This is a genomic window from Bacillus swezeyi (assembly GCF_001969815.1).
In the GTDB taxonomy this organism is placed as follows: domain Bacteria; phylum Bacillota; class Bacilli; order Bacillales; family Bacillaceae; genus Bacillus; species Bacillus swezeyi.
The window spans coordinates 1-19,769 of sequence record NZ_MRBK01000012.1 but is presented as its reverse complement, the minus strand read 5'-3'; the positions used below and the strand labels follow the sequence as shown (position 1 = coordinate 19,769).

Sequence of the window (19,769 nt, the reverse complement as noted above, 5' to 3'; positions counted from 1 at the left end):
TTAAGCTAAAAAACGTACACTATTTTTAAGGGGGCCAAACCAGATGGACCAAAAAATACTGTGTGAAGTCAACAACTGCACATACTGGGATAAAGGAAACAAATGTACAGCAGACGCCATCTATGTCGTCAGCCATGCAGAAGGCGAGAAAGCTTCATCAAGCGAAGAAACAGATTGTAAAACATTTAAACCTGAACACCATTAAACCAGAGTGATGAAGGAGGAACAATCATGAATAAAGAGTTGCTGCTAAAGGCTTTTTATCAAGAAGTTCAGGGAGCCGATGAAACCTCTTTCCAAAAGGCTGCCCGCTCCTTCATGAACTTATGGGATTATGAATACGGCTGTCTTGACGGTTTGCCTGAACAGGCAGATCGGCTGATCGGACAGACCGAGCATGAAGACCTGCTGTTGGGGGAATAAGAAAGAGCTGTCATCAGGACAGCTCTTTCTTTATTCAGGAGATAAAAAAACCGGCTCCATGATGAAGCCGGCCCAAACGAGAAGGGAATAATGTACATATTCAATATACAAGAAAGCTAACAGCTAAACAAATCTTGAAAATGCGGATATTTGCAGACTAAAGGCGATTTTTACTGCTTAAATACATCCATTTTAGACGAATTTTTTCTCAAAATATTTGCGTCCACTCGAAATCCCATTCCGGGACGGTCCGGAACCTTTATAAATCCATTGTCAATCTGAATTTCCGGTTTTACTATGTCCTCTTCCCAATACCGTGAAGATGAGGAAATATCACCTGGTATTAAAAATTGCGGAAGAGAGCTGAGTGCGATGTTATGCGCTCTGGAAATGCCTGTTTCAAACATGCCGCCGCACCAGACCGGCATGTTATGCTCTTTGCAAAGATCGTGAATCTTCAGCGCTTCCGTCAGTCCCCCGACCCGCGAAGGCTTGATATTAATGATTTTGCAGCTTCCAAGTTCGATTGCCTTTCTCGCATCTTCGGCAGAACGTATGCTTTCGTCAAGGCAAATCGATGTTTTTATATGCTTTTGCAGATGACGATGGTCTACGATATCATCATCTGCCAACGGCTGTTCGATCATCATCAGCTTGAATTCGTCCAGCTCTTTTATCCGGCTGATATCTTTCAGGTTATAAGAAGAGTTCGCATCCGCCATCAGGGGAACCCTCGGAAAATGTTTACGGATTTCTTTTAACAGCTCTATATCCTGTCCAGGCTGAATTTTGAGTTTTATTCTTTGATATCCTTCTTTTACATATTGGGCAATTTCCTGAAGCATATCCTCAAGCGGTGCAAGTCCGACGACAACGCCGGCAGGCACCTCTGTTTTCACTCCGCCAAGCGCCTCTCTTAAAGAGATGCCTTTTCTTTGGGCATAAATGTCCCAAAAGACGGCCTCAAGTCCTGCCTTCGCCATTCGGTTGCCTTTAAATCCGCGAAGGCTGTCGGGAATTTCTGAAGGATGTGTGAATGATTCTCGGAGCACAGCCGGAATAAAAAAATCTTTCAGCATGTGGTAGCATGTCTCCGTTGTTTCTTCCGTGTACCACGGCGATGCAAAAGCGGAGACTTCTCCCCAGCCAGTCACACCGCTTTGGTCTTCCGCCTCGATAATGATAAATTTACGTTCTTGAAAGGTTTCCAAGCTTGATTTAAAAGGCTTTTTCAACCGCATGCTGAGGTGATACAATGTCAGCTGTCTGATTTGAATCATGGCGATCTCCTTCTACAATTTGTGTCTCATCAATTTATTTGAAGCATTGCGCGGTAATTGGCCGACAACATGAAAAGCTTTCGGCACCTTATATGAAGCAAGCCGTTCTCGGCAAAATCGGAATAGTTCTTGTTCATCGACAGGCTCATTGACAACAAGATAGGCGTGAGGTACTTTTCCCCATGTCTCGTCATCGGCCCCTTTCACTCCCGCTTCAGCTACTGCAGGGTGTGCAAGGAGAACCGCTTCAATTTCTGCGGGATAAATATTTTCCCCGCCTGAAATTATTAAGTCTGAACGTCTGTCCAAAACATATAAAAATCCGTCATCGTCAAAATACCCGATATCTCCGGTTTTAAACCAGCCTTCCTCGAATGACTCTTGGTTTGCCGCCTCATTTTTCAAATAGCCCTTCATTACCGCAGGCCCTTTTACAGTAATTTCACCGTGTTCCCCGCTTTTGCAGACCGCCCCGTTTTGTTCGATTCTGATGCTTGAAGCAAACAGCGGTTTGCCGGCTGATCCAAGCTTTGTGATGCTGTATTCGGGAGCGAGTGTCGCAATCTGTGAACACGTTTCCGTCATTCCGTATGATTGAACGACAGGCATCCGTTTCTTTTTGCATTCTTCAAGCAATGCATACGGTGCAGGCCCTCCTCCCAGCAAGAGGCATCTCAGCGGTTCCGGACAGTTGTCCACACTTGCAGCCAGCCGGGAAAGCGTCGTCTGAACGACCGAAATGATGGTCACTTGATTGTCTTTGATCGAATGAAGAACATCTTCCACATCAAATTTTTGATGCAGCACAACTGTCATTCCGTAAATCACGGATTTGAAGAGGGCTGATAATCCGCTGATATGAAAAAGCGGAAGGGCGATCAGCCAGCGGTCATTTTCTGCGAGACCAAGATTCAAGGCAGAGGAAACTGCGCTGAAATAATGGTTGGCAAATGTCTGCATAACCCCCTTCGGACGTCCGGTCGTACCTGAAGTGTACATGATGGTGGCCGTATCGTCTAAATGGATACCGGCAGCATCTGAAAGCGGTTCAGCCGGAATCTGTTGGATGTCTTCTATTGCAAAAGTGCGGACAAAATGATCTTTTTTATGCTCTTGTGCGAAGGGCTGTTCCGTCATAAGCAGCTGCGCTTCTGAATGTTCAAGTTGATATGTTCTTTCCGCTTTTGACAGCTTTGTATTCAGCAAAACGATACGTACGCCAAGAAAGAAGCAGGCATGCACGGCGATGACCATTTCGATCCGGTTTGTCAGAAGGATGGCGGCTGTATCTCCTTTTCTGATAGAACAGCTTTTCAGCTGTGCGGCCATTTTTTTTGTTTCTTTATGTAATTGCAGGAAGGTAAGCTGCTGATTGCCCTGAATCACAGCCACCCTGTCTGGTGTCAGCACTGCACGCTGTTGAAGCCAATTTGGCTGGTCCATTAGCATGTCATCATCTCCAAAGAACAAAATTTCTTGAATGATAAAAGAAAACAGCTCAGTCGCACCAAGCTGTTTCTTTTATCATGTTTAAGGAAAACGCGGGAACTGTCCAAAGTCAGGACGGCGTTTTTCTTTAAACGCATCGCGGCCTTCTTTTGCTTCATCTGTTGTGTAGTAAAGGAGCGTTGCATCCCCGGCAAATTGCTGGATGCCTGCAAGTCCGTCTGTATCGGCGTTAAAGGCTGCTTTGAGGAATCTAAGCGCTGTCGGACTTTTCTCAAGCATTTCTTCACACCATTGAATCGTTTCTTCCTCAAGCTTTTCAAGTGGAACAACCGTGTTGACAAGGCCCATTTCCTTAGCTTCCTGTGCATTATATTGACGGCACAGATACCAGATTTCACGGGCTTTTTTATGGCCGACGATCCGCGCTAGATAGCCTGAACCGTATCCAGCATCAAAGCTTCCCACTTTCGGGCCGGTTTGTCCGAAAATCGCGTTGTCAGCGGCAATCGTCAAGTCGCATACGATATGCAGCACATGGCCGCCGCCGATCGCATAGCCAGACACCATTGCAACGACAGGCTTCGGTATCACACGAATGAGACGCTGCAAGTCAAGTACGTTCAAACGAGGGATTTCGTCTTCTCCCACATATCCTCCATGGCCTCTGACCTTTTGGTCTCCGCCTGAACAGAACGCTTTATCTCCCGCCCCGGCAAGAACTATGACGCCAACATTTGCATCATCCCTTGCATAAGCAAAAGCATCGATTAGCTCTGATACGGTTTTCGGACGAAACGCGTTATGTACATCAGGCCGATTAATCGTGATTTTCGCTATGCCGTTGTATGTTTCATATAAAACATCTTCGTATTGACGTTCGCTTTTCCATTCTACAGTCATGAAATGTGACCTCCTATTTTAAAATAAATTCACTTACTATTTTACCAAAAAAATCGGGTTCTTCCACATGAACCGCATGGCCTGCTTTTTCAGCCACGACTAGACGGCATTCGGGGATGTGCCGATTCATCTTTTGATTGATCCCGACAAACTTTTGATCAAGGCCGCCGGCAATGAGAAGAGACGGATATGTGATTTCACCAAGCCTGTCCCACCAGGAAGGCTGTGAACCGGTTCCCATGCCGATTAAACTGTTGGCAAGCCCGAGCGGATTGTTGTTCAGCCGTTCTTCGCGGATTTTGTTTCTTTTGGATTCAGCCAACGAAAGCTGGGAAGCAAACAGCGGAATGCTCTCCCAGTAATTGACGAAAGGTTCTATCCCCTCTTTTATAATCCGCTCGCTGAGACGGCTGTCCTGCTCCCTTCGTTTTTGTCTTTCATCAGGTGTTTGAAGACCCGGAGAGCTGCTTTCTAAAACGAAGGCTGTCACGCGGCCAGGATGAGTCATCGCAAAGGATAAGGCAAGCCTTCCCCCCATGGAATAGCCGATCAAATACACCTGCTTCAGCTTCAACAGATCAAAAATCTCCGCAAGATCGGCGATTTGCTTCTCCGTGCTGTAGCGGCTTTCATTTTCAGGCGAATCGGTTCGGCCGTGTCCGAGCAGATCGACTTTGATGCGGCGGATTCCCTGAAAGTATCCGTCAACTTCGTCCCAAGTTTTTGCGCTTCCTGTAAAGCCGTGCAGAAAAACCGCCGTTTTTTCTGCTGGTAATCCGCCGGTGTCTTCGATTGCATAAGAGACGCCGTCTTTTAATGTCAATTTCAAAACGGCCACTCTTTTCTGATTTCATGAAGCGCCGAATCAAGCATCTGGCGATGGTGCTGAACTCTGGTCTCGCGCTTCGTCTTCACTTCAATAATATCGAGGCCGCGGCGGTTGACGGAAGATAAATAAGCGTCGGCAAAATGAGCGGAGGATTCTGGACATACATATTGTCCCCCGTACAGTTTGGCGGCATGTTCAAATTCCAGTCCTGTAGGCGTTCCGAATAATTGCTCGAAATATTTCTCTTCAGCAGACTGAGGAAGAAATGAGAAAATGCCTCCCCCGTCATTGTTGACAAGAACGACTGTCAACGGGATGCCGAGCGTTTTGCTGACAAGCAAGCCATTTAAATCGTGATAAAAAGACAAATCTCCAATCACAAGGGTGACCGGTTTTTTTGTTGCGGCATAAATGCCGAGGGCGGTCGACACCACTCCGTCAATTCCGTTGGCTCCCCTGTTGGCAAAGATCCGAAAAGACCGCTCCTGATTTTCAAAAAATGTATCCACATCACGAATCGGCATGCTGTTGCCGACAAACAGAGAACTGTTTTCCGGGATATAATGCTGCAGGTGTCGATAAACATTTCCTTCAAATGTAAGATCCTCAGCTTCAAGATTTCTTAAATGATGGCGGAATCGGTTGTTGGCAAACTGCCATTTTTCGAGCCAGCCGAAAGATTTCTTTTCGGTAAGCGAGGCTTCCATAAAGGCGGCAAATTCCTGTTCAGCAGCATGCAGCATGTGGGAGCTTTGCTGTGTCGGGTCTCGCCAGCCGCCATCAGGATCAACGACGATTTGCCGGATAGCTGGATTTTGTTTTAATAGCTGGAACAGCGGTTTTGATACCGGCATCGGCCCAAAGCGGATAACAAGCTCAGGCATGAGATATTGCTTTAATTCTTCATCTTTCAAAAATGAATCGTACGCATCGATGACCGTTTCTTTAGAATGGCTGCCGTTTCTCAAGTTTGACAGCGGATCAGCCAAAATTGGGTACCCCAATGCTTTTGAAAGAGATAAAATATGCGGGGCCGCGTCTTCATTTTGAAGCTCTCCGCAAACAATCACACCTTTTTCAGTCTCACGGATCAAAGCGCTTAAAGCTTCAAGCTCGTTTTTGTCAGCGGAGGCGTGACCGCTTGCGGCCGACACATGGCGGCGGTTTCTCACTCTTTGGAACGGCTCATCATCTAGGTTTGGCATCAGCGGCTCTCTCAATGGAAAATTGATATGGACCGGACCGCACGGCGCTTTTGCCGCTTCTCCGGCAGCCCGCCCCGCCAAAGAACGAATATATGCCAGCATATCCGGATGGATATCAGGGAGAGCCGAGTCTGTGAAATACTTAACAAAGTTGCCGAATAAGAATTGCTGATCAATCGCTTGAGGTGCTCCTACTTCGCGAAGCTCGTGCGGCCGATCAGCCGTTAAAATGATGAGCGGTATTCTTGAATAATGAGCTTCAACCACTGCCGGGTAAAAATTGGCCGCTGCCGTTCCGGACGTACAGATCAAAGCGACGGGTTTTCGTTTCGTCTTTGCCATTCCCAGCGCAAAAAAGCCGGCAGATCTTTCATCAACATGAACATGAACGTTCAAATCCGGATGAGCAGCCGCCAGAATCGCAAGCGGCGTTGATCTTGATCCCGGGCAGATGACCGCTTCAGTTACGCCTGCAAGTGAAAGCTCATCAATAAAGTTTCCTATATATTTTGTAATCGGATTTTCAGTCAACGGGTATCGCCTCCAAGAGCAGACAGCATTGGCTTCAGTTTCATTTGCGTTTCTTCATACTCCAGCGCGGGATCGGAATCGGCGACAATCCCGCAGCCCGCAAAGAGCCTGGCCTCTTTCGACTCAATCAGCCCTGACCTGATCGCAACCGCAAATTCTCCATTGCCGCGCATATCAATCCATCCTGCCGGCGCCGCATACCATCCTCTTGACAGCGGTTCAATATTCCGGATGACCTCAACTGCTTTGTGCTGAGGCGCTCCTCCGAGGGCTGGTGTTGGATGGAGCTGCTCGATTAAATGAAACAGGGAGGATTCCTCATTCATTTTGCCGACAACCGGTGTATAAAGGTGCTGTACATTTTTTGTTTTGTACAATCCCGGCTTGTCCGGCTTTTTGACATGGCTGCAGTTTGATAAAAACGCCTTGAAAATCATGTTGACGACAATGTTGTGTTCAATTAAATTTTTCTCATCGTTTAACAGCTCAAGACCGAGCATCCGGTCTTCCTGTTCATTTTCGCCTCTTTTGATCGAGCCCGCGAGACAGGTGGAGAGCACCTTGTCTGCATCTTTTTTAATGAGCCGTTCAGGAGAAGCGCCGACAAAGCTTTTGCCGTTTTCCTCAATAGCGAAAATATAGCTTGTTTTTTGTTCAGACATAAGATTACACAATACGTCATGAAGCTGAACAGGTTTGTTAAACGTCAAAAGGGTTTCTCTTGCCAGTACGACTTTATCATATTTGCCTGTTTTGATGTCATCTGTCGCCTGGCGAATCGCGTCAAACCACTGCGGAAGGTGCAGCTCTTCCCTGCCCTCACACAGAGGATGTTCCTTCTCATTTTCCTGAAGAACATTTTGTTTTAAGATCTGAGAAGCAGCGGACTTTAGATGAGCAAGAACAAATTGAACATCTTCACTGGGAGCTTTCCATTGATTTAGTGTTAAAAATGATTCCTCTCCGTCCCGCGTCAGCATGACAGAGGGAATAAAAAAAGCGCCTTCCTGGTAGCCATTCCAATGTTGATCTCGTTCTTCCAATGGGTCGAAAGAAAAACCGCCGAACAGCAAAGGCCCTGCTGGCGTTTGACTCCTTCTTTCACCTTCATGGAAATGATATGCTTTCTCTTTTAAGCGCTCCCATTTTTCATGTATATCCCGATAGCGGCCGGCATCCTTTTGATCAGTGGAAACCGTTATTTCTTTTCCCAGGCCGACAAGCGTCATTTCCCCTTCAGGATCAGACCAAAAAAACCGGTTGCCGGCATATTTTTCTTCTCCGCTTTTGAAAAAGGAAAGGGCGTCTAGGCCTTCTATTTTTCTGGAATAACTTATTAAAACAGCATGGTTGACTTTTTTGACTACATTTAATGCTTCAGGCGCTTCCCGAAGGAAGGTGCGCTGCACTGTTGTCACCATGATACATTCCTCCAAAATCCGTAAAATGCTTTTATAACCATACACCTGTGTACGATGTGTGTCAACAAAACGACACTTTGTTAACAGGTGCCCTTACTATTATAAACGTAATCGGCCAATTGAAAAAGACAAGGTGGTTTATTATTTTTCACCAGTGTTCCGGCCGCTTTTTTTCTAACAATATCACCCATTATATTGACACCTTTTTTAACTTTTTCTAAACTTAGTATGGACGTGTACGTATTAAAACTAAAGGAGTCAAACTTTATGCAGCATCAATCACTTTCAGGGAGTGTTTCTGAAATAAAGCCGGAAAAATGGCGTGTATGGTGGATGTTAACAAGACCGCATACACTGACAGCCGCATTTGTCCCTGTTACACTCGGGACGGTCATGTCCCTTGAGGCAGGGCGAATTGATATATGGCTGTTTTTAGCTATGCTATCAGCCTCGATCCTGATACAAATTGGAACAAATTTATTTAATGAGTATTTCGATTACGTGCGCGGGCTCGATAATGAAAACTCGGTCGGTATCGGAGGAGCCATCGTCCGCTACGGAATGAAGCCAAAAACGGTATTATATCTGGCATACGGCCTCTTCTTGGCAGCCGTTGTGCTCGGTGTGTATATATGTGTGTCTTCAAGCTGGTGGCTGGCGCTCGTCGGATTAATTTGCATGGCCGTCGGATACCTTTATACAGGCGGCCCTCTTCCCATTTCTTATACGCCATTCGGCGAGATCATGTCCGGCGTCTTTATGGGGATGATGATTATCCTCATTTCCTACTATATCCAGACCGGCGGACTGGCTTGGAATGTCTTTCTGATTTCGCTTCCGATCACGATTCTAGTCGGGGGAATCAACCTTTCCAACAACATCCGCGATTTGGTCGGAGACAAGGAAAACGGAAGAAAGACGCTTCCGATTTTGGCAGGAAGAAAAAATGCCGTACAGATATTAAGCTGGGTATTCATTGTTTCTTATTTATTAATCGGTCTGTACATCGTGTTCGGGATCATTTCTTTTTGGAGCTGCCTTGTTCTTTTAAGCCTTCCGAAACCGATTAAAGCGATCAAAGAATTCAAGGTGAAAGAAAAACCGGCCGATCTGATGGTCGCGATGAAATCAACGGCGCAGACGAACACATTTTTCGGCCTTCTGCTTGCGCTTGCCTTGGCCATTCAATATATTTTCTAAAAAAAGAGCCCTTAGCAGGCTCTTTTTTTTGCTTTTTTTACAATGAAAGTTCTGTTTAAATTCGTTCATACTAAAAAGGCAGCACTTTTTAGAAATGGGGCGATACATGTGCTAACAAAGGAACAGTTGACAAAACTTGAAAATGAACTGAAAGCCGGCAAAGAACAGATTGTGAGCCGGTTTAAAGACAGCGGCCATTTTGGCATGGATATCACATATCCTTTCAACTCAACAGGGGAGCTGTCCTCTTACGACAATCACCCTGGAGATGAAGGGACAGAGCTTTACGAGCGGGAAAAAGATCTTGCCCTTTACGAGCATGAAAGGGAGCATTTACACGATATCGAGCATGCGTTATCTTTGATTGAAAAAGAAGAATACGGCCGTTGTGAAGTATGCGGAAAAGACATTCCTTACGAAAGGCTCTCCGTGCTGCCTACGGCAACGACATGCAGTGAGCATTCCTCAACAGTATCTGTATCAAAAGACCGTCCGATCGAAGAAGAAGTGTTAAACCCTCCTTTCGGCCATTTTGAACGAGATGAAGATGATGAAAATGTGGCATACGATTCAGAGGACGCTTATCAGGATGTCGAGCGCTACGGCAATTCGGAAACACCGCAGGATTTAGCTGTCCCTCCGCTGTCATACAGCCAAATGTACATGGAATATGAAGAGCCGCTTGGTTATGTCGAAGACTACGAAAATTATGCCGCGACAGATATTACGGGAAAAGAAATCACGGTCTATCCGACGAAAGAGCATGAAAAATATGAAGAACTGCTTGATGAAGAGGGCATCATGACCTCATTCGGAGACCTGCCTCCGGCGGAAAAAGAACCATATACAGAGGATGACTAAGCCCCCGGCAGAAGGGGCTTAGCATTTTGCCGTTAGCGGGGGTGCGGCTTAATGCCCCAGATATCGTCCGCGTATTCCCTTATCGTGCGGTCACTTGAAAAATAGCCAGCATGGGCAATATTTGTGACGGCCTTTTCAGCCCAAAGCCGTTTATTCCGGTAATCCTTTTGAATTCTTTCCTGGGCTTCTGCATATGACGCAAAATCCTTTAACACAAAATACTCGTCATTATGTGCGAGAAGGGAATCATAAATCTGTTCAAATTCATCTGCTTCACCTTCAAAAAATCCGCTGATCAGCTGATCTGCCGCCTGTCTGATTCTTGCATCATGCTGATAGTATTCCCGTGATCGGTAACCGCCTTTTTCGCCATAATGAAGCACTTCATCCGCCTTTAAACCAAACGTATAAATACAGTCGGGACCCACTCTCTCCAGCATTTCAATATTGGCCCCGTCATGCGTTCCGATCGTTAAAGCCCCGTTAATCATGAATTTCATGTTTCCGGTGCCGGAAGCTTCTTTGCTTGCCGCAGAGATTTGCTCACTGACATCTGAAGCCGGAAAAATCCGTTCAGCTGAAGACACACGGTAATTTTCCATAAAGATGACGTTCATTGAGTGTCTGACTTCAGGGTCATGGTTGACTTTATGTGCGACAGAATGGATCAGCTTAATGATTTTTTTGGCATAATGGTAAGTCGGCGATGCTTTTGCTCCAAAAATAAATGTTTGCGGATAAATGGAAAACGCGGAATCATCCTTCAGCCTGTTGTAAAGGTACATCATATGAATTACATTTAAAAGCTGCCGCTTATAGGCATGCAGCCGTTTCACCTGAACGTCGAAGATGCTGTCGGGATGAACGGCAAAGCCTGTGCTGTTTTTTATGATGTCTGACAGAATCTGTTTTCGTTGCCTTTTTATTTTTTGAAACGATTCAATAAACGCGGCATCATGAGCATACGGCTGGAGTTCAAGCAGACTTTCCGGATCTTTGATCCACTTGTCCCCTATCGCTTCGGTAATGAGGTCAGCCAGCGGCGGATTTGCTTTTAAAAGCCATCTTCTATGTGACATGCCATTTGTTTTATTGTTGAATTTAGAAGGAAAAACGGTATAAAAGCCGTTCATTTCACGCTCTTTTAATATGTTGGAGTGAATATTGGCAACGCCGTTTACACTGTAGCTTCCGACAATCGCCAGATGTGCCATTTTCACTTCTCCGTGAGCGATAATCGCCAGTTTTTCAATCCTGTCCCAATCTCCCGGGTATTTTTCCCACAGCCATTCGCAAAACCGTTCATTGATCTCTTCAACAATCATAAAAATTCTCGGCAGAAGCGGTTTAAATAAGTCAATCCGCCATTTTTCAAGAGCCTCGGCAAGCGTCGTATGGTTCGTATATGAGATCGTATGTACTGTTATATACCACGCTTCCTCCCAGGTCATTTTTTCTTCATCGAGCAGGATTCTCATCAGCTCCGGCACGGCTAAAGCGGGATGTGTGTCATTAATGTGGATCGAAACTTTTTTGTGGAAGTCGTATAGAGACCGATGATTTTTTTTGTAGCTCTTTACAATGCTTTGCAGGCTTGCGGATACTAAGAAATACTGCTGCTTGAGCCGGAGGACTTTCCCCTCGTCATGTGTGTCATCCGGATATAAACATTCTGATACGGCCTCTGTATCCAGCTTATACTTCAAGATATTCTGCTCGTGCTGGAGACTGCAAGGCTCGGCATTCCACAGCCTGAGGGTATTGATCGTCTTTGTTTTATAGCCGATCACAGGAATATCATGAGGCACGGCTGTGATGACTTCGGCATTTTCATTCCAAAAGCGCAGACGGCCGCCTTCCTGGGCCATCTTAACCTCACCGCCAAAATAAACACAGACTGCTTGATCCGCATTGCGGATTTCCCAGACATACCCGTGCTTCAGCCATTGTTCAGGAAGCTCGACCTGATGGCCGTCAACGATTTTTTGTTCAAAAAACCCGTGTTTATAGCGAATCCCCATCCCGTGCCCTGGAAGGTCAAGCGATGCCAGCGAATCCAAAAAGCAAGCCGCAAGCCTGCCCAAGCCCCCGTTTCCGAGCCCCGCATCTATTTCGGTCTCTTCAATGTCATCAAGAGAAATGCCAAGCTCGCCAAGACCCCTTTGGACAATGCCGCGTACGCCGAGGTTAAGCAAATTTTGCCCGAGAAGCCTGCCCAGCAGAAATTCAATCGATAAATAGTACGTTTGTTTGTTTTGGTTGGAACGGCTCTGCTCATTCGTCCCGATCCAGTTTGAGCTGATATATTCTCTGACCATCATGCTGAGCGTCTGGTACTGATCAAGTTTTGATGAATCGTGAAAGCTTTTGCCGCACAGCCTCTCAAGCCGTTTTAAAAAGCTTTGTTTAAAGCTTTCTTTACACGAGAACATGACGCTTCCCCCCTTGTCACCCGGTCGAATATCTGCTGATACTGCCGGGCTGATTCGGCCCAGCCCACATTCTGTGTCATCGCTTTTTGGACAATGTCATTCCAAATATCTTTTTGATGATAAAAGGACAGCGCTCTTTTGATCGTGTACTTCATATCGTGGGCATTAAAATGGGTGAATGTAAATCCGTTGCCTTCCCCGGTTTTTTCCTGGTAAGCCGATACGGTGTCATGAAGACCGCCTGTTTCCCTGACGACCGGAACCGCTCCATATGTGAGGGCGATCAGCTGTCCAATCCCGCACGGCTCGAATTTAGAAGGCATTAAGAAAAGGTCGCTTCCGGCATAAATCTTATGGCTGAGCGGTTCGCTGAATCCGATGTATGCCCTGCATTTTCTCGGGAATGCGTACTCCATATAGCGGAAATAGCTTTCGAATTCTGTTTCGCCGGTCCCTAAAACGATGATCTGCATCTCTTCTTCTTCAAGCAATTCGTGCAGAACTCTTTTGATCAGGTCAATGCCTTTTTGTTTTGTAAGCCTTGTGACCATACTGATGACCGGAATTTTTTCATTTTCAGTGAGCCCCAGCATCTGCTGAATCACGGTTTTGTTTTTCCGTTTTCCGGCAAGATTTTCTGCGTCATAGTGATAATCGATGTGAGGATCATGCAAAGGATCGTATATTGTCTTATCGATCCCATTTAAAATTCCTGTCAGGACATCCTGCCTTTCGGAGAGGACGCCTTCAAGCCGCTCGCCATAATAAGGCGTCAGAATTTCATTGCGGTATGTCGGACTGACTGTTGTCACTTGATCAGCCGCCATGATTCCGCCTTTCATATAATTGGCGTTTCCATAAAACTCAAGCCTGTCAGTGGTCATGTGGGATAAATCAAGTCCAAGCAGATCATGAACGGTCTCCTTCGGAAAGACTCCTTGAAATTGAAGGTTATGAATCGTCAGTACGGTTTTCATGTCTTGGTAAAATGGCTTTTTCCCATATTCCTCTTTCAATAAATAATTGATCATGGCTGCATGCCAATCGTGTGTATGAATGATGTCAACGGCCAGATCCAGCGTGTATAAAGCTTCTAAGACGGCCCGCGAAAAAAAAGCGAACCTTTCTCCGTCATCATAATGGCCGTAAAGTGTACCGCGCTTAAAATAATATTCATTGTCGATAAAATAATAATGAATACCGTCATGCTCAAGGACTTCAATACCGCAATACTGCCTGCGCCAACCGACGGATACTTCGCACTCGGCGATTTTGTTCATGCGCTTTTTGAAGTCTTCGGCAATCAAGCTGTATTTCGGCATCATCACCGCCGTTTCAACTCCTAAAAGGGCAAGCTCCTTCGGAAGAGCCCCGGCTACATCTGCGAGCCCCCCCGATTTTACAAACGGCACACATTCAGAAACAGCGAATAATATGTTCAAGAGTTCATCAGCGCTCCTTGCACGGCTCCTTTTTTCAGCATAAACGGAAGGTTTATTGTCCCGGACATTTCGATGTCATGGCCGATCTTGACGTCTTTGTCACAGATGACATGTTCTAAACGGCAATTTTCTCCAATCTGTGTTTTTTGCATCACAATGCTGTTTTTAATTTTTGTTCCTTTGCCTACATAAACCCCGCGGAACAGCACCGAATTCTCGACTTCACCATCGATCACGCAGCCGTTTGCGATGATCGATTGTTTCACACTGCTATTTTGTGAATATTTCACTGGAGGTTCATGTTTCACTTTTGTGTAAACAGGGTGCTCCAAATGAAAAATCTGCTGCCAAAACACCGGATGAATCAGTTTCAGACTGTGAAGCAAATAGGTTTCCGGCGTATCGATAACAGCGGTATATCCCGAATGCTCATAACGGCAGATAGAAAGCGAGTTCCGTTCCTTTTCGACGGCTTCTTCAAATGACCGCAGCCCTGTTTCCTGATGACCCTCAATCATTTCTTTTAATAGCTTTTTGGCCGTCACGTACATGCCAAGAGGCTTACCTTCCTGACATATTTCAGTCAGATCACAGCCTGATTCAAGATGTTTTTTTAGAACAGATTGAAACGGAATTTGACAGACTGTATAGCTGTTGGTGATGACTGCATATTGTTGTGTGCTTCTCTTAAAATAATCAAGATGTTCGGCAAACTGATGAAATGATCCCAGCCCGGCATTTTCATCATGAGATAGTGAAGCAGGCAGAAAGAACAGACCGTCTCTTTTCCGATTTAAATCCCACTCCTGACCAGATCCCAAGTGATCCATTAAGGAGCGATACGGAGGCCTGGAAAATACCGCAACACTTCGAATACCTGAATTGACCATACTTGATAAAGCAAAATCAATCAGCCGGTATCTGCCCGCAAACGGGACAGCTCCAATGGAACGTCCGGCGGTTAAATCTTGAAGAGACTGCTGATTTACGGCTGCATCAATAATTCCCAGCATTTGATTATTCATTGGCATCCCCGCCTCTCCCAGTTGATTAGACAACCTTATGTTTTTCTACAAACTCCTCTGTGATAAGCAGAACCTCATCATTCTCAGACTTGGCGCGAAAGCCGTCCGGAAGCCGCATTCCGGGTGGAACAATGGCATTTTCTAGTTCAACATGATCTCCGATTTCAGCATCGTGCATAATCACCGAATGTTTGATTTTGGAGTGCCTGCCGATACTGACGCCTTGAAAAACAACCGATCGGGCTACCGCTCCATAGACGGCGCACCCCTCACTGATGAGAGATTCTTTTACTTCCGCTTGTTCAGCAATAAATTGGGGCGGAAGGTCAGGCGTGACCGAGTAAATTCGCCAGTTTCGCTCAAACAGATCAAGCGCGGGATGGTCTCCAAGCAAATCCATATTGGCCTCCCACAAGCTTCTGATCGTCCCGACATCCTTCCAGTAGCCTTGAAACGGATATGCATTCAGCTTCTTTTTTTCATGAAGAAGAGCAGGAATAATGTCCTTGCCGAAATCATGGCTGGAATCCATTTTTTTCTCATCTTGTTCCAATGCCTCTTCAAGCACGCTCCATTTAAAAATGTAAACACCCATCGAAGCTAAATTGCTTTTCGGATATTTCGGCTTTTCCTCAAAATAAGTAATGTCCATCTGATCGTTTGTGTGAAGAATCCCGAAACGGCCGGCTTCAGCCCAGTTAACCTCAATGACAGCAATGGTGGCATCAGCCTGTTTTTCAATGTGGTATTCAAGCATCTTTCCGTAATCCATTTTGTATATATGATCCCCTGATAAAATGAGCACATGTTCAGGCTGACGCTCTTTTAAAAAATGGCGATTTTCATAAATGGCGCTTGCCGTCCCTTTATACCACTTCACTTCTGATGCCTCAGCATAAGGAGACAGAATCGCAACCCCGCCGTTATTCCGGTCAAGATCCCATGTTTCACCTATACCGATATATGAATTCAGCAAAAGCGGCTGGTATTGAGTCAGTACACCGACATGATGGATTCCAGAATTTGTGCAGTTGCTGAGGGCAAAATCGATGATTCTGTACTTTCCGCCAAACGGAACCGCAGGCTTAGCCAAATGTTTTGTCAAAGCGTTCAGCCTGCTTCCTTTTCCGCCTGCTAAAAGCATGGCCACACACTGGTCTTTCATCCCTTTTTCACTCCTCTCTTTTTGACCGCTCTGAGAATCGAGATCCCAAGCGGGGGGACAGTCATGCTAATACAGGCTGGTTTGCCATGCAGAACGCCTTTTTGTGCTTGGAGATGTTTCAGATTGATTTGATGCGAACCGCCGTAGGCTTTATCATCGCTATTTAAAATTTCAACATATTCGGTTTGAAAAGGGACGCCGATCTGATAGCCGTGATAAACTTCCGGTGTAAAATTGCAGACGATGACCAGCGCTTCGTTCGGCTTTTTTCCATAGCGGATAAACGATACAACGGATTGTTCCGCATTATGGACATCAATCCATTCAAAGCCTTGCGGACGATGATCATTTTCGTAAAGAATCCTGCTGTTTTTATAGATGTGAAAAACGTCTTTTGTGAAGTTCTCAGCTTTATGATGCATCTCAAAATCCTCTAAAAACCAATCAAGCTGTTCATCATCCTTCCATTCATCAAATTGGGCGAACTCCCCGCCCATAAAAAGAAGCTTTTTTCCGGGATGTGCAATGAAAAAACCGATCAGCAGGCGGTATTGAGCAAACTTCTGCCAATAGTCGCCAGGCATTTTATGAAGCAGAGACTTTTTGCCGTAAACCACTTCATCATGGGAAAACGGCAAGATGTAATTTTCAGAGTAGGCGTACATTAAGGAGAAAGAAACAAGATGATGCAGGTGCTTTCTTTGTTCAGGAGGGGTTTCCATATAGGTTAAAATGTCATTCATCCAACCCATATTCCACTTATAGTTAAACCCTAGACCGCCTTCATCAGTCGGATGTGTCACCTTCGGCCAGTCTGTGGAGTCCTCTGCTATCATCAGAAAATGCGGATCTTTAGCAAAAACTTGTTCATTTAAGGATTGGATAAATTCGATCGCAAAACCGTTGGCTTCAGGCTGAGGACGGTTTGGCCAATACAGGAGGTTTGCGACGGCATCGACTCGAAATCCATCTATATGATACATTTGAATCCAATACAGCGCATTCGATATTAAAAAACTGTGAACTTCGCGTTTTCCGAAATCAAAATTCGCGGTTCCCCATTCCCAATTTTCCCTGTCATGCTCATGTATATATTCATACAAAGGCGTTCCGTCAAATAAATACAAGCCGTGCTCATCCTTGCAGAAATGGCCGGGAACCCAATCAAGAATGACGCCGATGTCATGCTGATGGCACTGATCGATAAAATACATCATATCATGCGGTTTTCCATACCTGCTTGTCGGACTGTAATATCCCGTTGTTTGATAGCCCCATGAACGATCAAAAGGATGTTCAGTAATCGGCATCAGCTCGATATGAGTAAAACCATGCTCCTTTACGTAAGGAATAACCATTCCACTCATTTCCCGATACGTGAAGAAGCTCCCATCGGCTTTCTTCTTCCATGAACCGATGTGAAGCTCATAGATCGAAACCGGTTTTTCATAAACGGCCTTACGCTTTTTCTTCTTCAGCCATTTATGATCGTTCCATTCAAATCCCGGCAGCCGATAAGTAATGGACGCTGTTTTCGGTCTGACTTCAGAAAGGAAAGCATAAGGGTCAGCCTTTAGTTTCGTTTCATTTGCAGCTGTCGTGATTTCATATTTGTACAACTCCCCCTCTTCAACTCCAGGGATAAACAATTCCCATATGCCTTCATGACTCAGCTTTCGCATCTGATGTGTCAATCCGAACCAGCCGTTAAACGTCCCGACGATTCGGACTTTTTTAGCATGAGGAGCCCAAACGCAGAACCGGAAGCCTATTTGGCCATCCTGCTCTGTCTGATGAGCGCCGAATAATCTATAGCCTTCATAAAGGCGGCCTTCATGAAACAGATGCATTTCAAAATCTGCGGCACTCACATCAGTCATTGATTTCATCCTTTCTGCCACTATATTTAAAGATTACTCATTTATTCGCAGAAAATGGATCGATCCCTCTTATGAAAGCGCTTCTTTTTATTGACAAAATTCAACAACAGCTTTCAAACCAATTGACTGAAGTCATACAAAAAACCCCTGTATCTATTTGATACAGGGGTTTTTAAATGATGACCCGTACGGGATTCGAACCCGTGTTACCGCCGTGAAAGGGCGGTGTCTTAACCACTTGACCAACGGGCCATATTTGAAATGGCGGAGAAGGAGGGATTTGAACCCTCGCGCCGCTTACACGACCTACACCCTTAGCAGGGGCGCCTCTTCAGCCACTTGAGTACTTCTCCATGGCTCCACAGGCAGGATTCGAACCTGCGACCGATCGGTTAACAGCCGATAGCTCTACCACTGAGCTACTGTGGAATATCATGGTGGGCCTGAATGGACTCGAACCATCGACCTCACGCTTATCAGGCGTGCGCTCTAACCAGCTGAGCTACAGGCCCATGATATGCAAATGAAGCGGGTGATGGGAATCGAACCCACGACATCAGCTTGGAAGGCTGAGGTTTTACCACTAAACTACACCCGCATTTTTATTGGGGCGATTGATGGGAATCGAACCCACGAATGCCAGAGCCACAATCTGGTGCGTTAACCACTTCGCCACAACCGCCAAAATATATCAAATTGTAAATGGTGGCTCGGGACGGAATCGAACCGCCGACACACGGATTTTCAGTCCGTTGCTCTACCAACTGAGCTACCGAGCCAAGTATTTAAATTTTAGTGGCGGTCCGGACGGGACTCGAACCCGCGACCTCCTGCGTGACAGGCAGGCATTCTAACCAACTGAACTACCGGACCATTTAGCTGCACCCTTCGGGTACTTCTCATGAATTGTTTTGGTTGCGGGGGCAGGATTTGAACCTGCGACCTTCGGGTTATGAGCCCGACGAGCTACCGAACTGCTCCACCCCGCGATGATAATAAATCATATAGAGAATGTATGGCGGAGGAAGAGGGATTCGAACCCCCGCGGGCTTTGACACCCCTGTCGGTTTTCAAGACCGATCCCTTCAGCCAGACTTGGGTATTCCTCCGTAATAATGGTGGACCTTGTAGGACTCGAACCTACGACCGGACGGTTATGAGCCGTCTGCTCTAACCAACTGAGCTAAAGGTCCTTTAATAGCGGCGGAGGGGATCGAACCCCCGACCTCACGGGTATGAACCGTACGCTCTAGCCAGCTGAGCTACACCGCCATGATATAGATTTAATATAGAGATAACAAAGTGGAGCCTAGCGGGATCGAACCGCTGACCTCCTGCGTGCAAAGCAGGCGCTCTCCCAGCTGAGCTAAGGCCCCAAAGAATGGTCGGGAAGACAGGATTCGAACCTGCGACCCCATGGTCCCAAACCATGTGCTCTACCAAGCTGAGCTACTTCCCGTTACACATAATGGCGCGCCCGAGAGGAGTCGAACCCCTAACCTTTTGATCCGTAGTCAAACGCTCTATCCAATTGAGCTACGGGCGCATATGTCAATGCCGAGGGCCGGACTTGAACCGGCACGGTAGTCACCTACCGCAGGATTTTAAGTCCTGTGTGTCTGCCAATTCCACCACCCCGGCGTGGATGGTTGGAGCGGAAGACGGGATTCGAACCCGCGACCCCCACCTTGGCAAGGTGGTGTTCTACCACTGAACTACTTCCGCA

15 protein-coding genes and 17 tRNA genes are annotated in these 19,769 nt (G+C 46.1%); 4 read left to right on the top strand and 28 right to left on the bottom strand.

The window, feature by feature from the left end:
• Nucleotides 1-43 precede the first annotated feature (43 nt).
• Complete coding sequence (locus tag BTA30_RS11320; RefSeq protein ID WP_076761342.1) at nt 44-205, top strand: DUF1540 domain-containing protein; 162 nt, start codon at nt 44-46, stop codon at nt 203-205.
• Nucleotides 206-231: 26 nt separating this feature from the next.
• The gene (locus BTA30_RS11315; RefSeq protein WP_076761341.1) at nt 232-423 is read left to right on the top strand and encodes a hypothetical protein; all 192 of its coding nucleotides are present in this window, start codon (nt 232-234) and stop codon (nt 421-423) included.
• A gap of 170 nt (nt 424-593) precedes the next feature.
• On the opposite strand, the gene menC is transcribed toward BTA30_RS11315, so the two are convergent.
• The 6 genes from menC to BTA30_RS11285 all read right to left on the bottom strand — a co-directional run bounded on the left by menC (nt 594) and on the right by BTA30_RS11285 (nt 8,038).
• Complete coding sequence (gene menC / locus BTA30_RS11310; RefSeq protein WP_076761340.1) at nt 594-1,703, bottom strand: o-succinylbenzoate synthase; 1,110 nt, start codon at nt 1,701-1,703, stop codon at nt 594-596.
• 12 nt (nt 1,704-1,715) lie between these two features.
• Nucleotides 1,716-3,152, bottom strand: coding sequence for an o-succinylbenzoate--CoA ligase (locus BTA30_RS11305; protein ID WP_076761339.1), 1,437 nt, complete (start codon nt 3,150-3,152; stop codon nt 1,716-1,718).
• Nucleotides 3,153-3,233: 81 nt separating this feature from the next.
• Nucleotides 3,234-4,052, bottom strand: a complete 819-nt coding sequence (gene menB, locus BTA30_RS11300; protein WP_076761338.1) for a 1,4-dihydroxy-2-naphthoyl-CoA synthase — start codon at nt 4,050-4,052, stop codon at nt 3,234-3,236.
• 13 nt (nt 4,053-4,065) lie between these two features.
• Nucleotides 4,066-4,890: a 2-succinyl-6-hydroxy-2,4-cyclohexadiene-1-carboxylate synthase gene (gene menH / locus BTA30_RS11295; protein WP_076761337.1), complete on the bottom strand. Its 825-nt coding sequence runs from the start codon at nt 4,888-4,890 to the stop codon at nt 4,066-4,068.
• Nucleotides 4,878-6,617 (bottom strand): 2-succinyl-5-enolpyruvyl-6-hydroxy-3-cyclohexene-1-carboxylic-acid synthase, encoded by a 1,740-nt coding sequence (gene menD / locus BTA30_RS11290; protein WP_076761336.1) that lies wholly within the window; start codon nt 6,615-6,617, stop codon nt 4,878-4,880. Before menD ends, menH begins: the two co-directional genes overlap by 13 nt.
• Nucleotides 6,614-8,038 (bottom strand): isochorismate synthase, encoded by a 1,425-nt coding sequence (locus BTA30_RS11285; RefSeq protein ID WP_076761335.1) that lies wholly within the window; start codon nt 8,036-8,038, stop codon nt 6,614-6,616. The genes menD and BTA30_RS11285 overlap by 4 nt, the downstream gene beginning before the upstream one ends.
• Before the next feature lie 267 nt (nt 8,039-8,305).
• Between BTA30_RS11285 and BTA30_RS11280 the strand changes: the two genes are divergently transcribed.
• Nucleotides 8,306-9,238 (top strand): 1,4-dihydroxy-2-naphthoate polyprenyltransferase, encoded by a 933-nt coding sequence (locus BTA30_RS11280; RefSeq protein WP_076761334.1) that lies wholly within the window; start codon nt 8,306-8,308, stop codon nt 9,236-9,238.
• A gap of 108 nt (nt 9,239-9,346) precedes the next feature.
• Nucleotides 9,347-10,099, top strand: a complete 753-nt coding sequence (locus BTA30_RS11275; protein WP_076761333.1) for a TraR/DksA C4-type zinc finger protein — start codon at nt 9,347-9,349, stop codon at nt 10,097-10,099.
• Between the two features lie 32 nt (nt 10,100-10,131).
• On the opposite strand, the gene BTA30_RS11270 is transcribed toward BTA30_RS11275, so the two are convergent.
• The 22 genes from BTA30_RS11270 to BTA30_RS11165 form a co-directional block, all read right to left on the bottom strand.
• Nucleotides 10,132-12,531, bottom strand: a complete 2,400-nt coding sequence (locus tag BTA30_RS11270) for a glycogen/starch/alpha-glucan phosphorylase (RefSeq protein WP_076761332.1) — start codon at nt 12,529-12,531, stop codon at nt 10,132-10,134.
• Nucleotides 12,492-13,973, bottom strand: coding sequence for a glycogen synthase GlgA (glgA, locus tag BTA30_RS11265; RefSeq protein WP_076761331.1), 1,482 nt, complete (start codon nt 13,971-13,973; stop codon nt 12,492-12,494). Before glgA ends, BTA30_RS11270 begins: the two co-directional genes overlap by 40 nt.
• Complete coding sequence (locus tag BTA30_RS11260; protein WP_076761330.1) at nt 13,970-14,998, bottom strand: GlgC family sugar phosphate nucleotidyltransferase; 1,029 nt, start codon at nt 14,996-14,998, stop codon at nt 13,970-13,972. The genes glgA and BTA30_RS11260 overlap by 4 nt, the downstream gene beginning before the upstream one ends.
• A 25-nt stretch (nt 14,999-15,023) precedes the next feature.
• A complete protein-coding gene (locus BTA30_RS11255; RefSeq protein ID WP_076761329.1) occupies nt 15,024-16,163 on the bottom strand; it encodes a glucose-1-phosphate adenylyltransferase in 1,140 nt (379 codons plus the stop codon).
• Nucleotides 16,160-18,043, bottom strand: coding sequence for a 1,4-alpha-glucan branching enzyme (gene glgB / locus BTA30_RS11250; protein WP_076761328.1), 1,884 nt, complete (start codon nt 18,041-18,043; stop codon nt 16,160-16,162). The genes BTA30_RS11255 and glgB overlap by 4 nt, the downstream gene beginning before the upstream one ends.
• A gap of 180 nt (nt 18,044-18,223) precedes the next feature.
• Nucleotides 18,224-18,295 (bottom strand) — tRNA-Glu (locus BTA30_RS11245).
• 10 nt (nt 18,296-18,305) lie between these two features.
• Nucleotides 18,306-18,396: transfer RNA gene (locus tag BTA30_RS11240), tRNA-Ser, on the bottom strand.
• Nucleotide 18,397: 1 nt separating this feature from the next.
• Nucleotides 18,398-18,472: transfer RNA gene (locus BTA30_RS11235), tRNA-Asn, on the bottom strand.
• 6 nt (nt 18,473-18,478) lie between these two features.
• Nucleotides 18,479-18,555 (bottom strand) — tRNA-Ile (locus BTA30_RS11230).
• A gap of 15 nt (nt 18,556-18,570) precedes the next feature.
• Nucleotides 18,571-18,641: transfer RNA gene (locus BTA30_RS11225), tRNA-Gly, on the bottom strand.
• Nucleotides 18,642-18,649: 8 nt separating this feature from the next.
• Nucleotides 18,650-18,725 (bottom strand) — tRNA-His (locus BTA30_RS11220).
• A 21-nt stretch (nt 18,726-18,746) separates the two neighbouring features.
• Nucleotides 18,747-18,822 (bottom strand) — tRNA-Phe (locus BTA30_RS11215).
• 17 nt (nt 18,823-18,839) lie between these two features.
• Nucleotides 18,840-18,916 (bottom strand) — tRNA-Asp (locus BTA30_RS11210).
• A gap of 39 nt (nt 18,917-18,955) precedes the next feature.
• A tRNA-Met gene (locus BTA30_RS11205) sits at nt 18,956-19,032 on the bottom strand.
• A 27-nt stretch (nt 19,033-19,059) separates the two neighbouring features.
• A tRNA-Ser gene (locus tag BTA30_RS11200) sits at nt 19,060-19,152 on the bottom strand.
• A 7-nt stretch (nt 19,153-19,159) separates the two neighbouring features.
• Nucleotides 19,160-19,236: transfer RNA gene (locus BTA30_RS11195), tRNA-Ile, on the bottom strand.
• Between the two features lie 5 nt (nt 19,237-19,241).
• Nucleotides 19,242-19,315, bottom strand: a tRNA-Met gene (locus BTA30_RS11190).
• A gap of 31 nt (nt 19,316-19,346) precedes the next feature.
• A tRNA-Ala gene (locus BTA30_RS11185) sits at nt 19,347-19,419 on the bottom strand.
• A 6-nt stretch (nt 19,420-19,425) separates the two neighbouring features.
• Nucleotides 19,426-19,502, bottom strand: a tRNA-Pro gene (locus tag BTA30_RS11180).
• A 10-nt stretch (nt 19,503-19,512) separates the two neighbouring features.
• A tRNA-Arg gene (locus BTA30_RS11175) sits at nt 19,513-19,589 on the bottom strand.
• A gap of 9 nt (nt 19,590-19,598) precedes the next feature.
• Nucleotides 19,599-19,684: transfer RNA gene (locus BTA30_RS11170), tRNA-Leu, on the bottom strand.
• Nucleotides 19,685-19,693: 9 nt separating this feature from the next.
• Nucleotides 19,694-19,768: transfer RNA gene (locus BTA30_RS11165), tRNA-Gly, on the bottom strand.
• Between the last annotated feature and the right edge of the window lies 1 nt (nt 19,769).